Source organism: Planctomonas psychrotolerans, from assembly GCF_008642235.1.
Lineage (GTDB): Bacteria > Actinomycetota > Actinomycetes > Actinomycetales > Microbacteriaceae > Planctomonas > Planctomonas psychrotolerans.
Genome location: NZ_SJEV01000001.1, coordinates 250,489 through 268,992, shown reverse-complemented (window position 1 = coordinate 268,992; position 18,504 = coordinate 250,489). Strand labels below are relative to the sequence as shown.

9 protein-coding genes are annotated in these 18,504 nt (G+C 61.3%); 8 read left to right on the top strand and 1 reads right to left on the bottom strand.

Annotated features, from left to right (window positions below; genetic code table 11):
- Nucleotides 1–541: 541 nt before the first annotated feature.
- The 6 genes from EY822_RS01125 to EY822_RS01100 all read left to right on the top strand — a co-directional run bounded on the left by EY822_RS01125 (nucleotide 542) and on the right by EY822_RS01100 (nucleotide 14,179).
- The gene (locus EY822_RS01125) at nucleotides 542–5,266 is read left to right on the top strand and encodes a DEAD/DEAH box helicase (protein WP_150306590.1); all 4,725 of its coding nucleotides are present in this window, start codon (nucleotides 542–544) and stop codon (nucleotides 5,264–5,266) included.
- Nucleotides 5,250–7,022, top strand: coding sequence for a UvrD-helicase domain-containing protein (locus EY822_RS01120; protein WP_227496926.1), 1,773 nt, complete (start codon nucleotides 5,250–5,252; stop codon nucleotides 7,020–7,022). Before EY822_RS01125 ends, EY822_RS01120 begins: the two co-directional genes overlap by 17 nt.
- Nucleotides 7,023–7,239: 217 nt before the next feature.
- Nucleotides 7,240–10,227, top strand: coding sequence for a helicase-related protein (locus tag EY822_RS01115; protein WP_227496925.1), 2,988 nt, complete (start codon nucleotides 7,240–7,242; stop codon nucleotides 10,225–10,227).
- Entirely contained in the window at nucleotides 10,214–11,938 is a 1,725-nt protein-coding gene (gene drmB, locus EY822_RS01110) for a DUF1998 domain-containing protein (protein WP_150306587.1), read from the top strand. Before EY822_RS01115 ends, drmB begins: the two co-directional genes overlap by 14 nt.
- A gap of 1,261 nt (nucleotides 11,939–13,199) precedes the next feature.
- Nucleotides 13,200–13,433 (top strand): helix-turn-helix transcriptional regulator, encoded by a 234-nt coding sequence (locus EY822_RS01105; protein WP_150306586.1) that lies wholly within the window; start codon nucleotides 13,200–13,202, stop codon nucleotides 13,431–13,433.
- Nucleotides 13,434–13,519: 86 nt separating this feature from the next.
- Complete coding sequence (locus tag EY822_RS01100; protein ID WP_150306585.1) at nucleotides 13,520–14,179, top strand: hypothetical protein; 660 nt, start codon at nucleotides 13,520–13,522, stop codon at nucleotides 14,177–14,179.
- Here EY822_RS01100 and EY822_RS01095 read toward each other — a convergent pair.
- Entirely contained in the window at nucleotides 14,176–15,285 is a 1,110-nt protein-coding gene (locus tag EY822_RS01095) for a DNA cytosine methyltransferase (RefSeq protein WP_150306584.1), read from the bottom strand. The two genes, EY822_RS01100 and EY822_RS01095, sit on opposite strands and share 4 nt — an antisense overlap.
- 515 nt (nucleotides 15,286–15,800) lie before the next feature.
- On the opposite strand from EY822_RS01095, the gene EY822_RS15215 reads away from it, so the two are divergent.
- Together EY822_RS15215 and EY822_RS01090 are read left to right on the top strand one after the other, a co-directional pair.
- Nucleotides 15,801–16,721 (top strand): DEAD/DEAH box helicase family protein, encoded by a 921-nt coding sequence (locus tag EY822_RS15215; RefSeq protein WP_227496924.1) that lies wholly within the window; start codon nucleotides 15,801–15,803, stop codon nucleotides 16,719–16,721.
- On the top strand, nucleotides 16,637–18,271 hold the full coding sequence (locus EY822_RS01090) for a helicase C-terminal domain-containing protein (protein WP_227496923.1): 1,635 nt from the start codon (nucleotides 16,637–16,639) through the stop codon (nucleotides 18,269–18,271). The genes EY822_RS15215 and EY822_RS01090 overlap by 85 nt, the downstream gene beginning before the upstream one ends.
- Nucleotides 18,272–18,504: the final 233 nt, after the last annotated feature.

Here is an 18,504-nt window from a genome sequence, read left to right as displayed (position 1 = left end):
CGACGAGTTGGGTATCACGATGAGTGCTTTGGGTGCTGTTCTACAAAGCTTGCCTGAGGCAGAAGTGACTACGACGCGACGGACTTGAGGAGTTCCGGGTAGGGGCACAACCGAGAGCAGACGGAATTCGTTCAGCTATCACTCGGGGCTTAACCGCTGGACCGCCAGCAGTCCGGCGGCGGTACCGCCCCCGAATTGGGGGTGAGATGTCGTGGCCGTCGTCCGCCTTCTAGCGAATTACCAGCTGAGCGCCAGATACTCCGACGACTACGCTGGCAAGCACCCTTCGTCCCAATCAACGCCGATGACCCGAAATGTGAGCGCATGCCTTGCCGCGTATCTCCTTTAATCGCGACCTTCCACGAGTCGAGTTGCGTTCCCCTCTGTCTGGAGGCGCAGAGCTCCCTACGCCGTCATGGAACGAGCGCACTGCCATCGAGCACCGATCGATGACCGGCGGCTCACGAAAGTGCCCTGTTGTCCTGCGGACTGAGCGCTCGTGAAGCCATGGGGGCCTGCTCAGCGAGAACTAGTCGACGTCGTGTGGGATCAGACCGACATCTGCCTGAACGTCTATGCGAAGGATTCAAGCCGGGTCCTTCAGGACGCGAACAACGAGCGTCGCATCTCCGAAGGCGGGTATGCCACACGTCAGCTGGAGGAGCTCGTCCAGAACGCGGTCGATGCTGCTCGAAAAGGCGGCGGACGGATCGAAGTGCTTTTGACCCGCAACGCGCTCTACGTTGCGAATGATGGCGAGCCGTTCGACGAAGCAGGTGTGCGATCTCTGATGGCGTCCGACATCTCGACCAAGGACGACGAGCGTATCGGCAAGTTCGGCATCGGATTCAAGTCGATTCTCGCCATCTCGCAGAGCCCGAAAGTGCTTAGCAGGTCGGTATCGTTCGCCTTTGAAAAAGCGTGGTCCGGGGCCACGTTGAGGGACGCGGGCTACGCTTCCGGCGCGTACCCGACGATGCGACTCGCAAAGACGATCGACGCAGACCTCGAAGCGGCGAAGGACACGAACCTCGTCCCACTAATGACCTGGGCGAGCACTATCGTTGTGGCACCGCTCTCCGGCGACCATTTCGAGATATCGAACAAGCTTTTCGATTTCAGATCCGAGTTCGTCCTGTTCTCGCCGCACGTCACAAAGGCAACCCTGCGAAATGAGACGGGGGCCGACCCGGATGGGCGACCGGGGAAAGCCTCGCGGCCACAGCACCGTGTGATCACCCAGAGCGTGGACGACGACGGGCTGGTGACGCTGCGAGTCGAGAATCAGCCACCGACTCGCTGGAGCGTGGCGAGAGCTACCCAGGTGCCGACAATCGCGGATCTCGCCGATGGAGGCTACGTCGCCGCCCGTTCCCAGGTAGAGCTCCAGTATGCGACCCAGATCCCGCCGGCGAGTGCGGATCGCCTTGGTTCCTTCTGGGCATACTTCCCGACCCGATTCGTCACTACGCTTTCAGGTCTGCTCAATGCCCCGTGGAAGTTGAGCGACGATCGTACCGGCTTGCTCGAGGGTCGGTTCAATCGCGAGCTACTCAAGCAACTGCCTAAGTTGGTGGCGGAAGCGGTTCAGGCATTCAGCGGGACCGAGCACGCCAAGACCGTCCTCGACCTCTACCCGGCCCGTGGGGACGAACGGCGGAACTGGGCTGACGACTTCATCAACGATGAGGTATACGCCCGACTTCGCATGGTTCCGTCGCTGCCGAATGCAAGGAACGACCTCTGTCTTCCTAGTGCGCTGAATTGGGTGAATCTCAGTGCGCAGAATGAGATCGAGAACAGCTGGCTCGAGGCGTGGGCAGAGGTGCCGGAAGCACCTCTGCACGAATGGGTCCATCCACATGCATACCGGACGAATGAGCGCATTCAGAAGGTCGATCGCCTGAAGCGTCGGACTTGGCAGCGATCTGACAAGCCACATAGCGCAGCGGGAATCGACGTCTGGTTGACGAGTCTCATGCGTGACGGCAGCGTTCAGCAGTCGGCCAACGTGATCGCACTGGCTGCGCGGATCCTGACGGAGAATGAGCGCACGCGTGACGCGGACAGGCAAGCCCTCATTCGCCGCGAGGTCATGAAGGCACCGTTAGTGCGACTCGCGGACGGGTCCGCCGTGGCGCCCCTCCGCGGGAGAGTGTTCGTACGTGTCGACGGAGACGCGCGCGAAGGAGTCCAGTTCGTGGATCCCGAACTTGCAGCGGTCCCTGGAGTCCGGGAGGACCTCGCGAAGCTCGGCGTAGTGGTCATGGACCGGGCGGGCGAACTGCGAGCGCTGCTCGAGCGTGTCAAGTCATCCGCGTCAGGCGCCGCCTCCTCATGGTCGACGATCTGGTCGATCCTGCGTGAACTCCCGCGCGAGACATCACTTCGAATCCTTCAGGAAGACCTCGGCGAACCGCTCGCGTCCAAGGTTCACGTCCGGGTCGCCTCGGCGCAGTGGGCGACGATAGATCGAGCCTTCCTCGGCGGCGTCATCGTGCCAGCCGACGGGAGCCGCGACCGTGGGTTCCTCATCGATCCGATCACGCATCGTGAGGACGACGAGCTCCTCCGCGACCTCGGTGCGGTCGAAGCGCCGACGCTTCATCATGGCGCACTCAGGGAGTCATGGATGCACGATTACATCCAGATGGCCGCAGACGCATTCATCGATCAACAGAAGGGTGCAAGGCCGGACCAGGACAAACTGGTGTTCGACGGTCCGCCAGCCCCATGGCCGATGCAGCCCCTGACCTCGATGTCCGCCGAGTCCCGTGCGGCGATGACGCACTACCTAATCTCGAAAGGCCTGGATTCCGACTGGACCGTGAAGCACGCTACGAACCGCAGCTATGGCCGGTTCACGGTCATCGCACCATCGGCGTGGTTCCTCCGCAAGTACGGGATGCTTCGGACGACTTTCGGATTGATGAAGCCCAGTCGAGTCCTTCGTGCCAGTGAACTCGTCGATCCTCAAGTGCTACCTGCCCTGGAGCTTCCGGAGAAGATCGCTCGCGCACTCCAGCTCACCGAGGACCCAGCGGACTATACGAAGAACGACTGGAACACGCTCAAGGCGATCGCCGATTCGTGGACGTCTACAGACGATGACGACATCCGCCGCTCCGAGTTCTACTCATGGCTTCCTGGCCAGATCGATCCCGGCGAGATCGTCGTCCGTGTCGGGCGCGGTCGCCAGAGCGTAAGGGTCGGCAACGTCGGAGTGACGACCGACGCATCGGTGTACGAATCGATGCTCGAAGCGCAGATCCCCGTCCTGCTCGCGTGCTCCGCAGAAGACGAAGAGCGCTTTCTCGAACTTTGGGAGATGCCAAAGGCGACCGACCTCCTACAGGAGGAGACCGTCGTCGAACCACTGGGCGAGCCGAGCTACCTCACCGACGTGTTCCCGCCGCTCAAGCTTTTCATTGACTTCTCCGATGCCGACATCAAGCTCCAGTCTGCGGCGCGGATCGTCAAGATGGTCGCGACCCCCAACGGACAGATCCCGAGACCGATAGCGGCGCGCCGTGAAGGAGACACGGTCTATGTCACGGCCCACGATGAAGCGGCGCGGCTTCAACAGATCTCGACGGTCCTCGGGCTCGGCCTCGACCGCCTGCACATCAATAAGATCCTCGACGATATGGCCGCGATGGCCGCCGACCAGCGCAGAACGAAGATCAAGGCGGCCGCCGACGATGACCAGCGTCTGTTGGAAGCGGTAGGCGTCGACGCGCTACGACGGACGGTCCCTGCGCAGGCCCTGTCCATCCTCGAACAGCGCCCCGGAGGGATTGAGCCTACGGAGGTCGCAGCGCTCGCTCGTTCGGTGCACGGCGTCACCATCCTGAAGCATCTGCGAACCGCGCTTGACGAGCGCGGACTGCAGCCGCCGAAAGAATGGGCCGGTCGCCGCGTCACACGACATTGGGTCGATTCCCTCGGATTCCCTCCTGAGTGGGCGGGCTTCGCCAGCAGTTCCAGGCCAGCGGTGGAGATCATCGATGGGCCTGCCGTTCTCGGAGAGCTCCACGTCTATCAGGAGTTCGTGACCGAGCGGATCACCGCCCTGCTCCGGAATATCGGACCCGATCGCGGGATGGTCTCGCTCCCGACTGGTGCCGGAAAGACTCGAGTCACCGTGCAGGCACTTGTGGATGGAGTGCGGAACGGTGACATCTCCACGGACGTGCCGCTGCTGTGGATCGCGCAGACGGATGAGCTCTGCGAACAGGCCGCGGAGACATGGACGTACGTGTGGCGTGCCATCGGGCCGCAGGCACCCATGCGGCTCGGGCGCCTGTGGGCTAATAACGAAGTGCCTGAAGAGCCCGGCGCCTTCCAACTGATCATCGCGACGATTCAGAAGCTCGGCTCGATCGTGGATCGTGATGCTTCGGACTATGAGTGGCTTCGCGCACCGTCCGTGGTCGTGATCGACGAGGCCCACACCTCAATCGCGAGTTCCTACACGTCGGTTCTCGAATGGCTCGGGCGGCACACGCGTGGTCGTGTCAAGGATGAGCGGTTGCCGCTGATCGGGCTGACGGCGACGCCGTTCCGCGGCGTCGACTCAGACGAGGAAACCAAGCGACTGGTGGCCCGATACGACTCCAACCGACTCGACCGGGGAGCTTTCATCCGAGAGGACCCGTACGAAGAACTGCAGGAGATGGGGGTGCTCGCGAATGTCCGACAGCGGATTTTGGATGGCGTCGACGTCCAACTCTCGGCCGGGGACGTCGATGAAATCGAGCGACTCGGCCGCATTCCTGTAGGAGTCGCCGAGGAACTCGGAGCCAACGAGCTCCGCACACTTCGCGTCGTCGACACCATCGCCGACCTCCCAGATGATTGGAGCATCCTCGCTTTCGCCCCCTCGGTGGAGAACTCTCGCGTTCTTGCTGCCCTTCTCTCACACCGCGGTATCCCTGCGGTCTCGATTTCCTCGGATACGGACCCAGCAGCTCGCCGGCACTACATCGACGAGTTCAAGGCCGGCCGGATACGGGTGCTGACGAACTTCGGCGTCCTGAGCCAGGGATTCGACGCGCCGAAGGTACAGGCGGTCGTCCTGGCTCGACCGACCTTCAGCCCGAATGCGTACCAGCAGATGGTCGGGCGCGGGCTACGCGGTCCGAAGAACGGAGGATCGAACGAGGTCCTCATCGTCAACGTCCGTGACAACTTCTCCAAGTTCGGAGACAAGCTCGCGTTCAACCAGTTCGAATACCTGTGGAATCCACGTGAACCTCGACGATAGTCAGCGCAGAGTTGTCGAGATCACGGCGGATGAGCGGCAAGTCGTCGTCGCGGGGCCTGGAGCAGGCAAGACCGAGGTGGTCGCCGCGCTTGTTGAGCATCTCATCGACGAACAAGGCGTCGACGCCGACGGAGGGGTCCTCGTCGTCAGCTTTTCGAATGCGGCAGTATTCGCAGTGGAAGCACGACTCCGCAAATCGCAGATAGGTCCGGTCACCGTCCGAACCATGGACAGCCTCGCCGGCGAAGCACTGGGAGATCTCGCCGAAGACGAGACGGAAGGACTGAGCTTCGATGAGCGAATCGAAATGGCCACCCGAATCATCGCCGACGGATGGGAACGACTCGAGCGAATCGAACACCTGATCATCGATGAGGTTCAGGATGTCGTCGGTGTTCGCGCCGACTTTCTGATCCAGGTGGTTCAGGCGCTGCCCGAGGATTCAGGATTCACGGCCCTCGGCGACCCGGCTCAGGGAATTTACGACTTCCAGATCCGTCCCGACAACAATGGTCGACCCCCGAAGTCGACTACAACATCGCAACAGCTCATCACTGAACTCGTCGAATCCGGCGGGGCTGTCGAGCGCGTACTCGAAGGCCAGTACCGTGCACGCAGTCGGGACGCCGTCGCTGCGGCCGGCCTGAGGCGACTCGTGCTCATAGCCGACGGCAGCAGCGCGATAGAGGACTTCGTCGCCCGGACCCCGCGAGGAGGCACCGTCGCCGACGTGGTCAGGACGGCAGAACGTTGGCCCGGGCGGACAGCGTTCCTGACGGAAACCAATGGTCAAGCACTCCTCACCTCGGCGGAGATCGCTGCATCAGGCGCATCGGTCGAGCTCCGTCGGCGAGCGGATCAACGGGTGCTCGCATCCTGGATCGCGAAGCTGCTTGCCGACGCGCCGGCGAAAACCCTCTCGCGCGGAGCCTTCGACGACCTCCTGGATGAACATGACACGGCGCTGGACGGGCACCGATCCTGGCTTGGTATCCGAGGTCTCGTCGGGGGGCGCGGTTCGGAAATCGACATCCCCAGACTCGCTTCGAGATTGAAGTCGAGGCGAGCGCTTCCCCCGAACTTCCTTGATGCACCTGCAGCAGATTTCGTCGTGTCGACCGTGCATCGCGCAAAGGGCCTCGAGTTCGACAACGTCGTCCTCGTGGAATTCCAGGACAAACCATGGATAGCCGCTAACGAGCCCGCCGACGAGAGCCGGCGACGCTTCGTCGCGATCACGCGGGCGAAGAACGTCATTGTCAGGGCGAACGGGCCCGATGATCGCAACGTCGTGCGAGGACGGGCGTCACGATGGTTCGTCAAAGGGCGGATGCGCTGGCAGACGTTCGGCGTAGAGCTCACGGTCGGTGATCTCGATCAAACCAAGCCTGGCGGTGCCGACCAAGCAGTGGTTCAGGCCCGCCTGCAACACGACATGGGGATCGGAGATCCGCTCGCGTTCCGGCTCGACCCGATGCGTTCGACCCTTGAACTGCCGGTCTATGACGTGCTGCACCAAGATCTGGTCATTTCGCGGACATCGACCGAGTTCGGGGAGTCGCTCTCCAGCCGTCTGGGGCCGAGAAAAGGACGCGCGCCCTGGCCTGCGCTGTCCGGTGCCAGAGTCGAAAGCGTTGGCACCGTTGCGGGCCAACCGCAAACAGGGTCTGTCGGCCGCCACGGACTGTGGCTGGCACCGTTCGCAGTGGGGATGCTCAATGTGAGTTGGAAGGGAACGGACGATGTCAAAGCTTGACCCGTGGTACGAAGCGCGGGAACGAATGGTCGAAGCGGTCGTCTCGGACCTCTACGGCAGCTCGAACGATGAACAACTCACGGAGCCGCCGCTCGATCGATTCGTGATGGGCATCCTGCACCCGACAGTCAACGGGGGGCTCGGGACCGCCGAACTCGCGAACGAGCAGCCGGACGCGGAGGCCGGCACCGCGCCCGACGCTGACTTCGATCCCGGAGTGTCGCTGGCGCACATGCGGTATCCCTCTACGATCGGCATGACCTTCGGCCTTGCAGCAGGGACGAAGCGGCTCGAGATCGAGATCGAAGCAGACCGCTATGAGCTCGTCGAAGGTGAAGCCGCCGAGAGTGACGACGAAGTCGGAGCGCGGGTCACGCGCGGGCCGAAGGGCATGTGGCGGCGGGTTTCCCTCGAGCATCCGACGACGAAGATCGAGGTAATCGATGACGGTCATCTCGCCCGGGTCCCGGTTGCTGACGGCCTCGACTTGCGTGTCCTGCTCCGTCCGAACAAGGACGGCGTGATCAGCAGCACACTCGTGCTGCAGAACACGTTCCCGCGCCCCGAGAAGGGTGGCACGGATGCCGTTTGCTGGTTCCGTCCCGTGGTCCGTGTTCGGGCGTTCGATGGTGAGTTCGTCGATCGTCGGCGGAGCGACTACTTCACACATCTCGACAAGGACGAGCAAAGCGGAGAGCTCCTGTACCGCCAGCAGCGGCACCTCGCGATCGGTCATGGGGTGGCCGTGACCTGGGCCGAGGACGACATCGTCACGGAGGTGGCGACCACGTTCTTCCCGCAGCACGACCTGAAGCTGGCGAAGGCCGATCGGGATGACGTGCCGGCGCTCGGGATGGATGATCTTGCGAAACCAGGGCAATTCGCACCCTTACATGCACTTGTCGACTCGTATGAATCATGGATCGAGCTGAAGAGGGGTGAGACTTCGGCCCTAGGGTCGGACTTCGTCGGCACCGCGGAGTCCAACCTCGATGACGCCCGTATCGCGGCCGACCGCATGCGGCGAGGGATCGCATTGCTCGAGAACGACCCGCAGGCGGAGCGGGCGTTCCGAGTCATGAATTCGGTCATGCGGCAGCAGCGTCTTCGGCAAGAGATGATCCGCCGGGGGCTGGATGAGCCGCCCGAGGACGTCGCCGCCGAATGGCGGCCGTTCCAGCTCGCATTCGTGCTCATCAACATCCAAGGCCTCGTCGACCCGTCGAGCCCGGAGCGCGATTTGGCCGACCTGCTATGGTTCCCGACCGGTGGTGGGAAGACCGAGGCCTATCTGGGGCTCATCGCATTCACCCTGGTGCTCCGACGACTCCGAGAGGAACGCGGCGTCGAAAGCGGGGCCGGTGTCGGCGTCATCATGCGATACACGTTGCGGTTGCTCACCCTGCAGCAGTTCGAACGAGCGGCCGGCCTTATTTGCGCGCTCGAAAACTATCGCGAAAGCGCGGATGGCACGGATCTTGTCGCCAAGGCGCCCTTCTCCGTCGGCCTCTGGGTCGGCCAAGGTGCGACTCCGAACGACCTGGCGAAGGCCGCCGCAGCACTTCGGAAGCGTCGCGCAGGTGAGGACGCAGGTGAGAACGGCGACCCCGTGCAGCTGCTGAAATGCCCGTGGTGCGGTTCCGATCTGAACCCTGACGACTACCACATCGACAAGCCAGCGGATCGGATGCTCGTCAAGTGCCCGAACGGGGATTGCCGCTTTCGCAGTGGGCTCCCGGTGCATCTCATCGACTCCGACGTCTACGCCGAGCGTCCCTCACTGGTCATCGGCACAGTCGACAAGTTCGCGATGCTCGCGTGGAACGAGCGGAGCGGCCGGCTGTTCGGTGCGGCAGGCGATGCAACTCCAGATCTCATCGTGCAGGACGAACTGCACTTGATCAGCGGACCGCTCGGCACGTTGGTGGGATTGTACGAGACCGCGATCGATCGACTGTCGACGGATGACGAGAGTGGCGCGAGGCCCAAGCTCGTCGCGTCGACGGCGACCATCCGTCGGGCCGATGAACAAGTGAAGGCGGTATTCGCGCGTGAATCGAGGCAGTTCCCGCCACCGGGCCTCGATGCGACCGACTCCTTCTTCGCGGTCGATGCGCCCGCCGAGGAAAAGGGAACCCGACGGTACGTCGGGTTGTTGGCCCCGACGACGAGTCATGCGACGCTCCTGGTCCGGACGTATGCCGCGCTGCTCCAGGGCGCGAGCGACCTCGACGCCCCTGACGAGGTGAAGGATGCGTACTGGACGCTGCTCGGATACTTCAACAGCCTTCGGGTTCTGGGCGCCGCATACATCCAGTCAATCGACGACGTACGTGACCGCATCAAGGTCGTGGCGAAGCGCAACGGACGTCAGATGCGCGAGACCCGCGATCCCGGCGAGCTCACATCTCGCATCAAGTCGAGCGACATTCCGCGGGAGCTCGGCATTCTCCAGAAGTCGATCCCGGATCCTGAAAGCCCGGACATCGTGCTCGCCACGAACATGATCTCCGTCGGCGTCGACGTCGACCGGCTCGGGCTTATGGTGGTGATGGGGCAGCCGCAGACCACGGCGGAATACATCCAATCGACGAGCCGTGTCGGTCGTCGTCACCCCGGCCTCGTGTTCGCGCTGTTCAACGCACAGCGCTCGCGCGACCTCTCGCACTACGAGGGCTTCACGACGTACCACCGCGCACTGTACAAGCAGGTCGAGGCCACTGGGGCGACACCCTTTGCCGAGCGTGCCCTGGACCGCGGGCTGCACGGTGTGCTCATCATCCTGGCTCGACACCTGACCGCCGGAGCCGCGAGCGAGAAGTCGGTGGCGGTCCCGATCGAGATGGAGACTCTTCGAACGCTTGCACGGGTCATCTCTGAGCGTGCGGAGCAGGTGAGCCCGGAAGCGGTGGAGCAGGTCGAAGAGGCGCTCGAGGAGCTCGTGCTCACTTGGGGTCGCGCAGTCGAGGACAAGGATGTCGTGCAGTACGCGAACTGGAAGGGCGTCTCCGGCATCAAGTCGTTGATGGTTCCCGCAGGTGTCCTTTCGACGAAACCCGGCGGGGATGACGGCCTAGCCGCTGAGTTCCCGCCGACCGAAGTGTCGTGGGCGACCCTCACGAGTCTCCGAAACGTCGATCAGGAAAGCACACTGAAGATCATCAGCCCGAGCAAGAAAGCGGTGACGCAGCATGGCGACGAGTGAGCGCCCCAAGGCCCGGCAGAGCCAACTCGTGAGCACGTACGGGATCGGTTCGCTCTTCCCGGCCGGTGATCAAAGCTTCATGATCTGCGGACTCGATGACTGGTATACGAGCGACAGCCTGCGAGTCGAGGAACCGAGGCTCGCGAGGTCGCTGAGAGTGAGCGGGTTCTATGCGCCGTCGACCGGACGAAAGACCGGCGACGTCCCTGCGGTTCGCTTCCCCGCTTACCAGTACTGCCCGCAGTGTCGGACGCTCGCACCGTTCTGGAAGTTCGACTCGAAGCGAATGGTCTGCGCAGGGTGCGAGCGTGACATCACCCCGTCGCGTTTCGTCGCGTGCTGCGAGAACGGGCACATCGAGGAGTTCCCCTACTTCCAATGGGTCCACCGCGGGGAAGCGCCTGCGGGCGGTAGGCATTCGCTCACATTGAATTCGCGTGGAGCCTCGTCCTCTCTCTCGGACATCGTCATCAGCTGTTCGTGCGGCGTGAAGTCGTACTCGCTTGAGGGCTCCTTCGCGCGGAATGCGCTTCGGACGATCAGATCGTGCGGCGGCAAGCGTCCGTGGCTGCCTGACTCGGCCGACGAGACCTGTGACAAGCCGCTCCGAGCTCTCCAGCGCGGCTCGTCGAACGTTTGGTTCGCTGAGGTGCGGTCGACGATCTCGATCCCGCCGTGGTCCAGCCCGAACTCTCAATTCGTGACCAAGAACTGGACCGTGCTCGAGCACTTCCCCCTGGAGAATCTAAGCGCGGCGCTCCCGGCGATGATTTCTGGAAAGCCAGGGTTGGACGCGGCGGGGATCCTTGACACCGTGCGTCGGCGCAAGGCGCTCCAGTCCGACTCCGAGCCGACTGAAGCCGAGCTGCGCGAGGAGGAGTACCACGCCCTGATCGCCGGCCATGACGGTGGGCGTCTGGATACGTTTCGCTGTACCGAAGTCGACGTCGACGCGCGCCTCGACGGCGTTCTCGAACAAGTGTCGAAGGTCTCCCGCCTTCGCGAAGTCCGGGCCCTGCACGGCTTCACCCGAGTGACGTCGAGCCCGACGGCATCTGTCTCGCCGCGCAGCGCCAAGCTCAGCGAGCAGGCACCTTCGTGGCTCCCAGCAACCGAAGTGCTTGGCGAAGGTATCTTCGTTCGTCTCAGTGAGCAGTTCGTCGCTAAGTGGGAATCGACCGGACTCGCCGCCTCTCAGGTGGCGAAAATCACGGAATCGCTGTGCTTGCGCGCGGCGGAGTCCGACCTGCCAGCACCTGAAGGCCCAGCAGCCCGATTCGTCGCGATCCACTCGTTCGCGCACGCCTTGCTGCAGGAGCTCAGCCTCGACGCAGGATACCCGGTCGGCTCGCTCCGCGAGCGTGTGTATGCTGCCCCTGATCAGGCTGGGGTACTCATCTACACGGCGTCGTCCGATGCTGCCGGCAGCCTCGGCGGGCTGGCGGCGCTTTCGAAGGACGAAGTGCTGGCAGACACCATTATCCGTGCGCTATCGCGAGCGAGCTGGTGCACTAATGACCCGGTCTGCGCGGAGTCCGGCCCCTCCGGCAGCGACGGCCTCAACCTCGCCGCTTGCCATGCCTGCCTCCTGCTGCCTGAGACCAGCTGCGAGTACCGCAATCAGTACCTCGACAGAGTCACGATCATCGGCTCCATCAGCGGCGAGGAAGAGGGCCTGCTGAGTGAGATCCTCGTGTCGGCCGAAACCTGAGGGCGCGTGTAGGGCGAAACCCCACACGTCTCTCTCGAGCTTCGAAAACGCACGCGTACTCAGGATGACTTGAACGACGCCGCACAGGAAAGAACCTGATCGGATCCAGATCACTCGAGGTGGCAAGGCGTGGGTTGATGCCCACCGTCGCTCGCTGGAGCCGTCGGTCATGGGATCAAGTCCCCCTATTGAGAACGGCCGACTAGGGGCGAGTTCTTCGTCGTCGAAATCCTCGAGACTTGGCGCGCAAAGGCCGATTCGGCACTAAGTCGACACTCATAGCTGCGGGATCGCCAGGATGGGCACCTCCACGCGGGGAGGGGACCGGCGACCGCACTTCGCCGCCAATATAGGTGATCCGCACGGATGCGACTTCATGGGTGCGCCCATACAGCTTGAACCCGCTAAAACGGGCCAAGCTGAACCCAGAACCACGTCGGTCGTGGAAGTCGGGCAAGTCCAGATTCACCACTGCCGGTTCGGAGCCGTCGAGAATCCCATCTTTTACCCATCACAAACAACCGCGAGCGACCAGGAGAGACGGGGTAGAATTGGAGGCAGCGAACCGCCTGGTTCACATCAAACCTCAGGTAATCCGCGAGTTTCTGAGACGTCTGGCGAAAGCCGGAAAAGTGAGGAATCCTCCAAGGGGTCGCAGGTTCAAAATCTGTCATCCCGATAATTGTCATGTGTCGGGACATCGTTCACAGATGTCTCGAGACATGGTTCACATTTCGCTCTCCTTCGGGAGGGCGTTTTGTGGTTTTCGGGGTTGGTAGTCCTTGGTGGGGTCGAGGGTGAGCTCGCGAAGCAGCTGTCCGGTGTCGGTGTGGATGACGCGGATGTGCCGGCGTGGACGAGCAGCCGGACGCGCTGTCGTTTGTGCTCCCGGCCGATGCCGATGTGGTGGAATTTCGAGTTGTAGCGGATGGTGACGACGCCGGAGTCGTCGGTGCCGCGGGGCCAGCTCTACTTCGCGCGTCCTAAGCCTCTAGAACGTGCGGCGGTCCAGCGAGATCAGCGCATTGGCGACCATCAAAACAGTAGGAGAGAAGTAGAAGGTACGTTCATCCGACCCGGTGCTTCGCCGCCCGTGCAGCGGCGCCTTCCGACTCCTTCTGGTGCATAGGGAGGCCCACTTCCGCGGTGGGCGAATACGAACCAACTTCGAAGCGGGACCTTCGAGTCTGCCCTTCATGTGCATGCGATACGCTACTTATAGTCTGTCGACTTATAGTCAGCACTTCGATGGACTCTTCTTATGAGTTCGTCGCCCAAGCTTCAGCAGCGGTTGCAACTGTTCGGCGAGAACATTAGGCGCGTGCGTCTCGAGCGATCGTTGTCGCAGGAGCACTTGGCGCACGCTGCCGGAGTGCACCGTACGTACCTCGGTTCGGTCGAGCGCGGCGAGAGAAACGTCGCACTTGCCAACTGCTATGCGATCGCAGATGCTCTCGGGGTGCCGCTCGAGGATCTGCTGCGAGCGCCGCAATGAGGATGCCGTTTCGCGATCGTCCACCCTCGAACGATGAATTAACACGCCTGCGGTTGATATTGAGTTCATTTCGTGACGGAAGCGGAATGCAAACGGTAGGCGGACAGACGATGCCAGGTTGGCGAGACGCAGAGCGTGCTGTAGCGGCTGCGTTCAGCGGCCTAGCGCCTGAGGGTAAGGGTGTATTCGATGTTCTCATTCCATCAGGGGACTCGCCGTTGCCCTATGGATTGTCGATCAAGACCTCGAGAATCACCAGCGAAATCTATGTTCTGAGCGAGCTGCACAACAGTGCTAAGAAGGCGCACGATCGTTTGAATGCCCTGGGATTGGACTGGAATGAGCAAGCGAAGGAGGCTGGGGATGCGCTGATCCACCAAGTGATTGAATGGCATGAAGAAGAACGGCGGTTAGTAGATGTAGCCAGGAGTAGCTACCTGCACTTGGTACACGATTCGACCTGGACACAGTGGCGAATATTGTGGTTCCCTCTAACCTTGCTGGAGCCTAACAATCTTTTGTGGGAGCGCGCTGGTCAGCGAATCACCGGATATACGCCTGACGGCTACCGGTTGTGGGAGTGGTACGGCCAGAGCGGCGGACAACTCAAGTGGTATCCGAAAATACTCGACGCGACATGGGATAGCGGTTACTTCCTACTAGAGCCTGCGCCACCGTCGACGCTTGCCAGCAAGGCGCAAACTCTTTATGCCGACCTGTGGCCGGTCGACGAACAAGAGCGTTAGAACAGAACAGGAATCTCATCTGTAGTTTTGGACGCGGGATGTGATTCTGCGCGTCGATCAGTGAGCCCGGATCCGGAAACCAGCGACTTTAAGACCGCCTCCGCAAGTCGCGGCGGAACGGCATTGCCAACCTGTTCGAATTTGCGTTCCGTCGTCCCCGACGGAACGAAGTCAGCGGGGAACGTTTGGATTGCTGCCGCTTCGCGCCATGATAGACGACGAGGCTCCTCCAGGTGCATGCGATCCTCATGTCCAAGAAGATGTTCATATTCGCCGTGCTGGAAATCCCAACGCTGCTTGAAACCATCCGCAAGGTTCGACCAAGTCATTGTCATGATGGGAGACGCCGGGTGCAGCGTTGTATGCCTCCAATTGGCAACGACGGTGAATCCTGGGTCATCCCATCGAGCCTTGCGGTTGCGACTCATGTAGTACCAAGACCAGTGGCCCTCGGGATCATGAGGTCGCTCGTAGAATTCGCCGGACGGCCATTTCGGAAGATGCGCGATCGCGTCGCCATGAGAGGCGAACGGGAGTAGGCCCAATCGCGATGCGTCAGTCGCCTTTGCATGGGTTGGTCGCGGAAAGTCGTAGAAGGCGCCCTGATCCCTACGGACTCCCACTATGAAAAGTCGACGTCGCTTTTGTGGAACGCCATAATCCTCGGCCTTTAGGAGCGAGTAACTGAGGTTATAACCGCCGAGCTTCCCCAAACCGCTGAATAAATCGAGTTGTTCGCGAAGCCAGTGACCTCCCTGCACGCTCTTCAGCCCGCTTACGTTTTCCGCTACGAAGAATTTTGGGTTGACTGTGTCTACTGCCCGGGCGAAATCGTTGTAAAGCTGCGTCCGCCGATCGTCCTCCGGCTTGCGGCGTCCGCCCATTGAAAAGGACTGGCAGGGATAACCGCCGACGATCAGGTCGGCGGCAGGCCAGGAGTCGATTTTCTTTATGTCGCCATGCACAAAGTCGACTTCGGGAAACTGCTCTCGGTATGTTGCGGCAGCCTCGTTGAGGATGTCGGAGGCGTAAATCACTTCGGCACCAGCACTCGATGCGCCAATGTCCATCCCGCCGCATCCGCTGAACAATGAGACCGTTTTCATGTATCGATCTTATGCAGAGGCACTGACATTCCTGCCTCGCTTGAGGGTGACTCGCTAGAGCCTGTACAGGCACGAATTGAGTAGCGGTGGGCGCCCCTCCGGCGCCGAATCGCAATGATGATTGGGTCTACATCGTTCTGCGTCCGGCTGCGGCGTCGATCGAGGGTGTTCGGGGTGGTAGATCAGGTCAAGGAGTGGCTGGCCGGTGTTTTTTTGAACATCGCGGACAAGCGGTCGTAGGTAAGTGGTCCTGTGCCCTCCCGCCTGCGTTTCCGGCCGGATGCGGCGCGGTTTTGCTTCATAGCGGATGCTCTCCGCAGTTGGCGGTCCTGTGACCAATGAGCTCATGGACCTCCTTCGGAGAACTAGAGGTGACTTGAGCGCCACGCCCATGGCGTCGTGGACGGCTGATCTAGGAAACAGTTCTCGATTCCAACGCGATCGATTCATCAAGGATGGAAATGTGCACCATGATGGATGGGGCTGCTGTTTAGCTTCCATCGAAAGGGGACGACGTGGTCGATTTCGCCGCAATGCTCAAAGAATCCGAACAGGACGCTCCGGTTGAGCCTCGGGAGCTCTACGGTCAGCTGAAGAAATCTTCCGGGTACGGATACCTTCGCGATGTTCAGGCGCAGGTGCTCACGGCATGGCACAAGCGTCGCGATGAGAAAGACATTGTGATTAAGGTCAACACGGGCGGCGGTAAAACCATCGACGGTCTCGTTATCCTGCAGTCTTACCTCAATGCGGGCGAGGGCCCCTCTCTGTACGTAGCGCCCAGCAAGTATCTTCAGACGCAAGTCATCGCCGAAGCCGAGAGAATTGGGATCGCGACTACGACTAATGTTGACGGCGCGGCCTATCTGCGGAGCGAAGCAATCGGGGTGGTGAACGTCCATGAGCTCGTGAATGGACGCACTAAGTTCTCCGCGAAACGTTCAGCAAAGCGGGCTCCAATAGGCGCGGTTGTCATCGATGACGCGCACGCTGCACTCGCGACGACTCGAGAGAAGCTGACCATTCCTCGCGGGAACTCCGCATTCGACAAGCTACTCAGCCTGTTCGAGCCGGACCTTCGAACTCAATCCATCGAAGGCTTCCTCGATGTGAAGGATGACCGGCGTGGCGCGCCGGTGCGAGTTCCTTTTTGGGCATGGCGAATCAAGCTCGAAGAGGCTCGCGGAGTCCTCCGTGAGGAAGCAACTGATGGCAACGAATTGTTCTTCGATTGGCCTGGAGTCGCCGACGTCTTGGCGCTCGCCCGTCCAGTGTTCGCCAACGACAAGCTCACTATCACGCCTTACTGCCCGCCGACCACGTCAACTCATTCATGGAGGCACCCCACCGAGTGTTCCTCACAGCGACGCTCGCCGATGACAGCGTCCTGGTTACCGACTTCGGCGCGGACGCGGAAAGTGTGGTGGATCCGGTAACGCCTCTCTCCGCGGGCGACATCGGTGAACGTATGATCTTGGTGCCGCAGGAGATCAACGCGGATCTGACCGGCGAGCAGATCCGGAACGAGATTTTAGAACTCAGCAAGACGCATAACACGGTAGTTCTAGTTCCCAGTATCAGATGGGCTGAGAGGTGGCGTCCTCATGCGGAGGTTGTCGCCACGACAGATACGATCGAAGAAACGATCCAGCGACTGAAAACCGAGGAACATGTCGGCCTCGTGGTCCTTGTCAACCGATATGACGGTATTGACCTTCCCGACAACGCGTGCAGGGTACTCGTCATTGACGGACTCCCGGAAGCATTTTCTCCGGAGGAGCGGCTAGATGCCCTAGTAACGAATGAAGACTCGAGCATCGATACTAGGCAGGTGCAGCGAATCGAACAGGGCATGGGACGAGCTGTACGCAGCAACGAAGACCATTGCGTCGTATTCCTTCTCGGCCCGAGGCTTGCCCAACTGACCGTCGACCCGCGCACCGAACCGATGTTCAGTCCCGCAACGCGCTCGCAACTGAAACTCTCTCGGACGGTGGCTTCCGCTATCACGAACCGGCCAATCTCCAACATCATCGACACAGCCAACCAAGCGCTGAATCGCGACGAGAACTGGGTGCAGCTGGCGCTGACAGCACTGCGCAACATAGCGCCGGCGGCCGGGAAAGTCAGTGACGCCGCCGTCGCACGTCGGGAAGCATTCGTTTTCGCCACGAACGGTGACCCTGCCGGTGCCCGCACACGCATAGAATCGGCGATAGAAATTGAGTCGGACGAGCTCGTCGTCGGCAGTCTTCTAGAGATGCAGGCCATCTATGCTGACCTGGCTGACCCCGAGCTCGGTCAGCAGATCCTGTTGCTCGCTCGTGGGAAGAACACGAACGTCACCAAGCCCCAGGCCGGACTGGCATACAAGCCGCTAGATACGCACTCTCAACAAGTGGCGATGTGCGTACAACGAATCACCTCGCGATACTCCAGTGACGTGCAACTCCGCCTAGATTTCGAAAGCGTCGTAGAGGAGTTGATCTTCGACGATTTGCGTGTGGAGCAGTTCGAAGAGGCCATGCGAGAGGCGGGCTTCTTAATAGGGCTCGGGTCACAGCGCCCCGAGCACGACAATAACGGGGGGCCCGACAACCTCTGGGCGCTGGGCGACAACAAGTTCTGGGTCATCGAGGCGAAAACGGGCGCGCGTTCCGAAGCAATCGGCAAGCGGGACATGGGCCAGCTCGGCCAGTCGATGTTGTGGATCGGAGAACGTTACGACCCGGCCGCAACTCATGTGCCGGTCATGATCCACCGTGCGCAGAAGATCTATGGCGATGCAACATCGATTCCAGGAATGCGGATCATTCGCGAGAAAGGGCTGGGAGAGCTCGCTGCAGCCTTACGCGCGTTCTCTGTCGCATTGGCGAGCGACGAATGGAGGGATCCTGTTGTGGTTGAACGTCTGCTTAGAGGCCACGGGCTCCTTGCGGGACAGCTTGAAAACTTCACCGTTCCTCAAGTCGGTGTGAAGAGTTAACCATACGCACCGAGCAGATGAATGGGCGACTCTCGTTGTCGCACGAGCTGAGGAAGGCATCACCAATCCGCGCTTTCGCAGATACGGGTCACCTACGACGACGCGACAAAGAACGGAGTGTCTCCTCGAGGAGGTGTTGACGGAACGAATCCTCCTGTGCGGTGCTGGTGGTAGTCGCTATCTGGTTGTGGTTGGGGGCCCGCCGTGCCAGGGATTTTCGAGACTGAACCGCG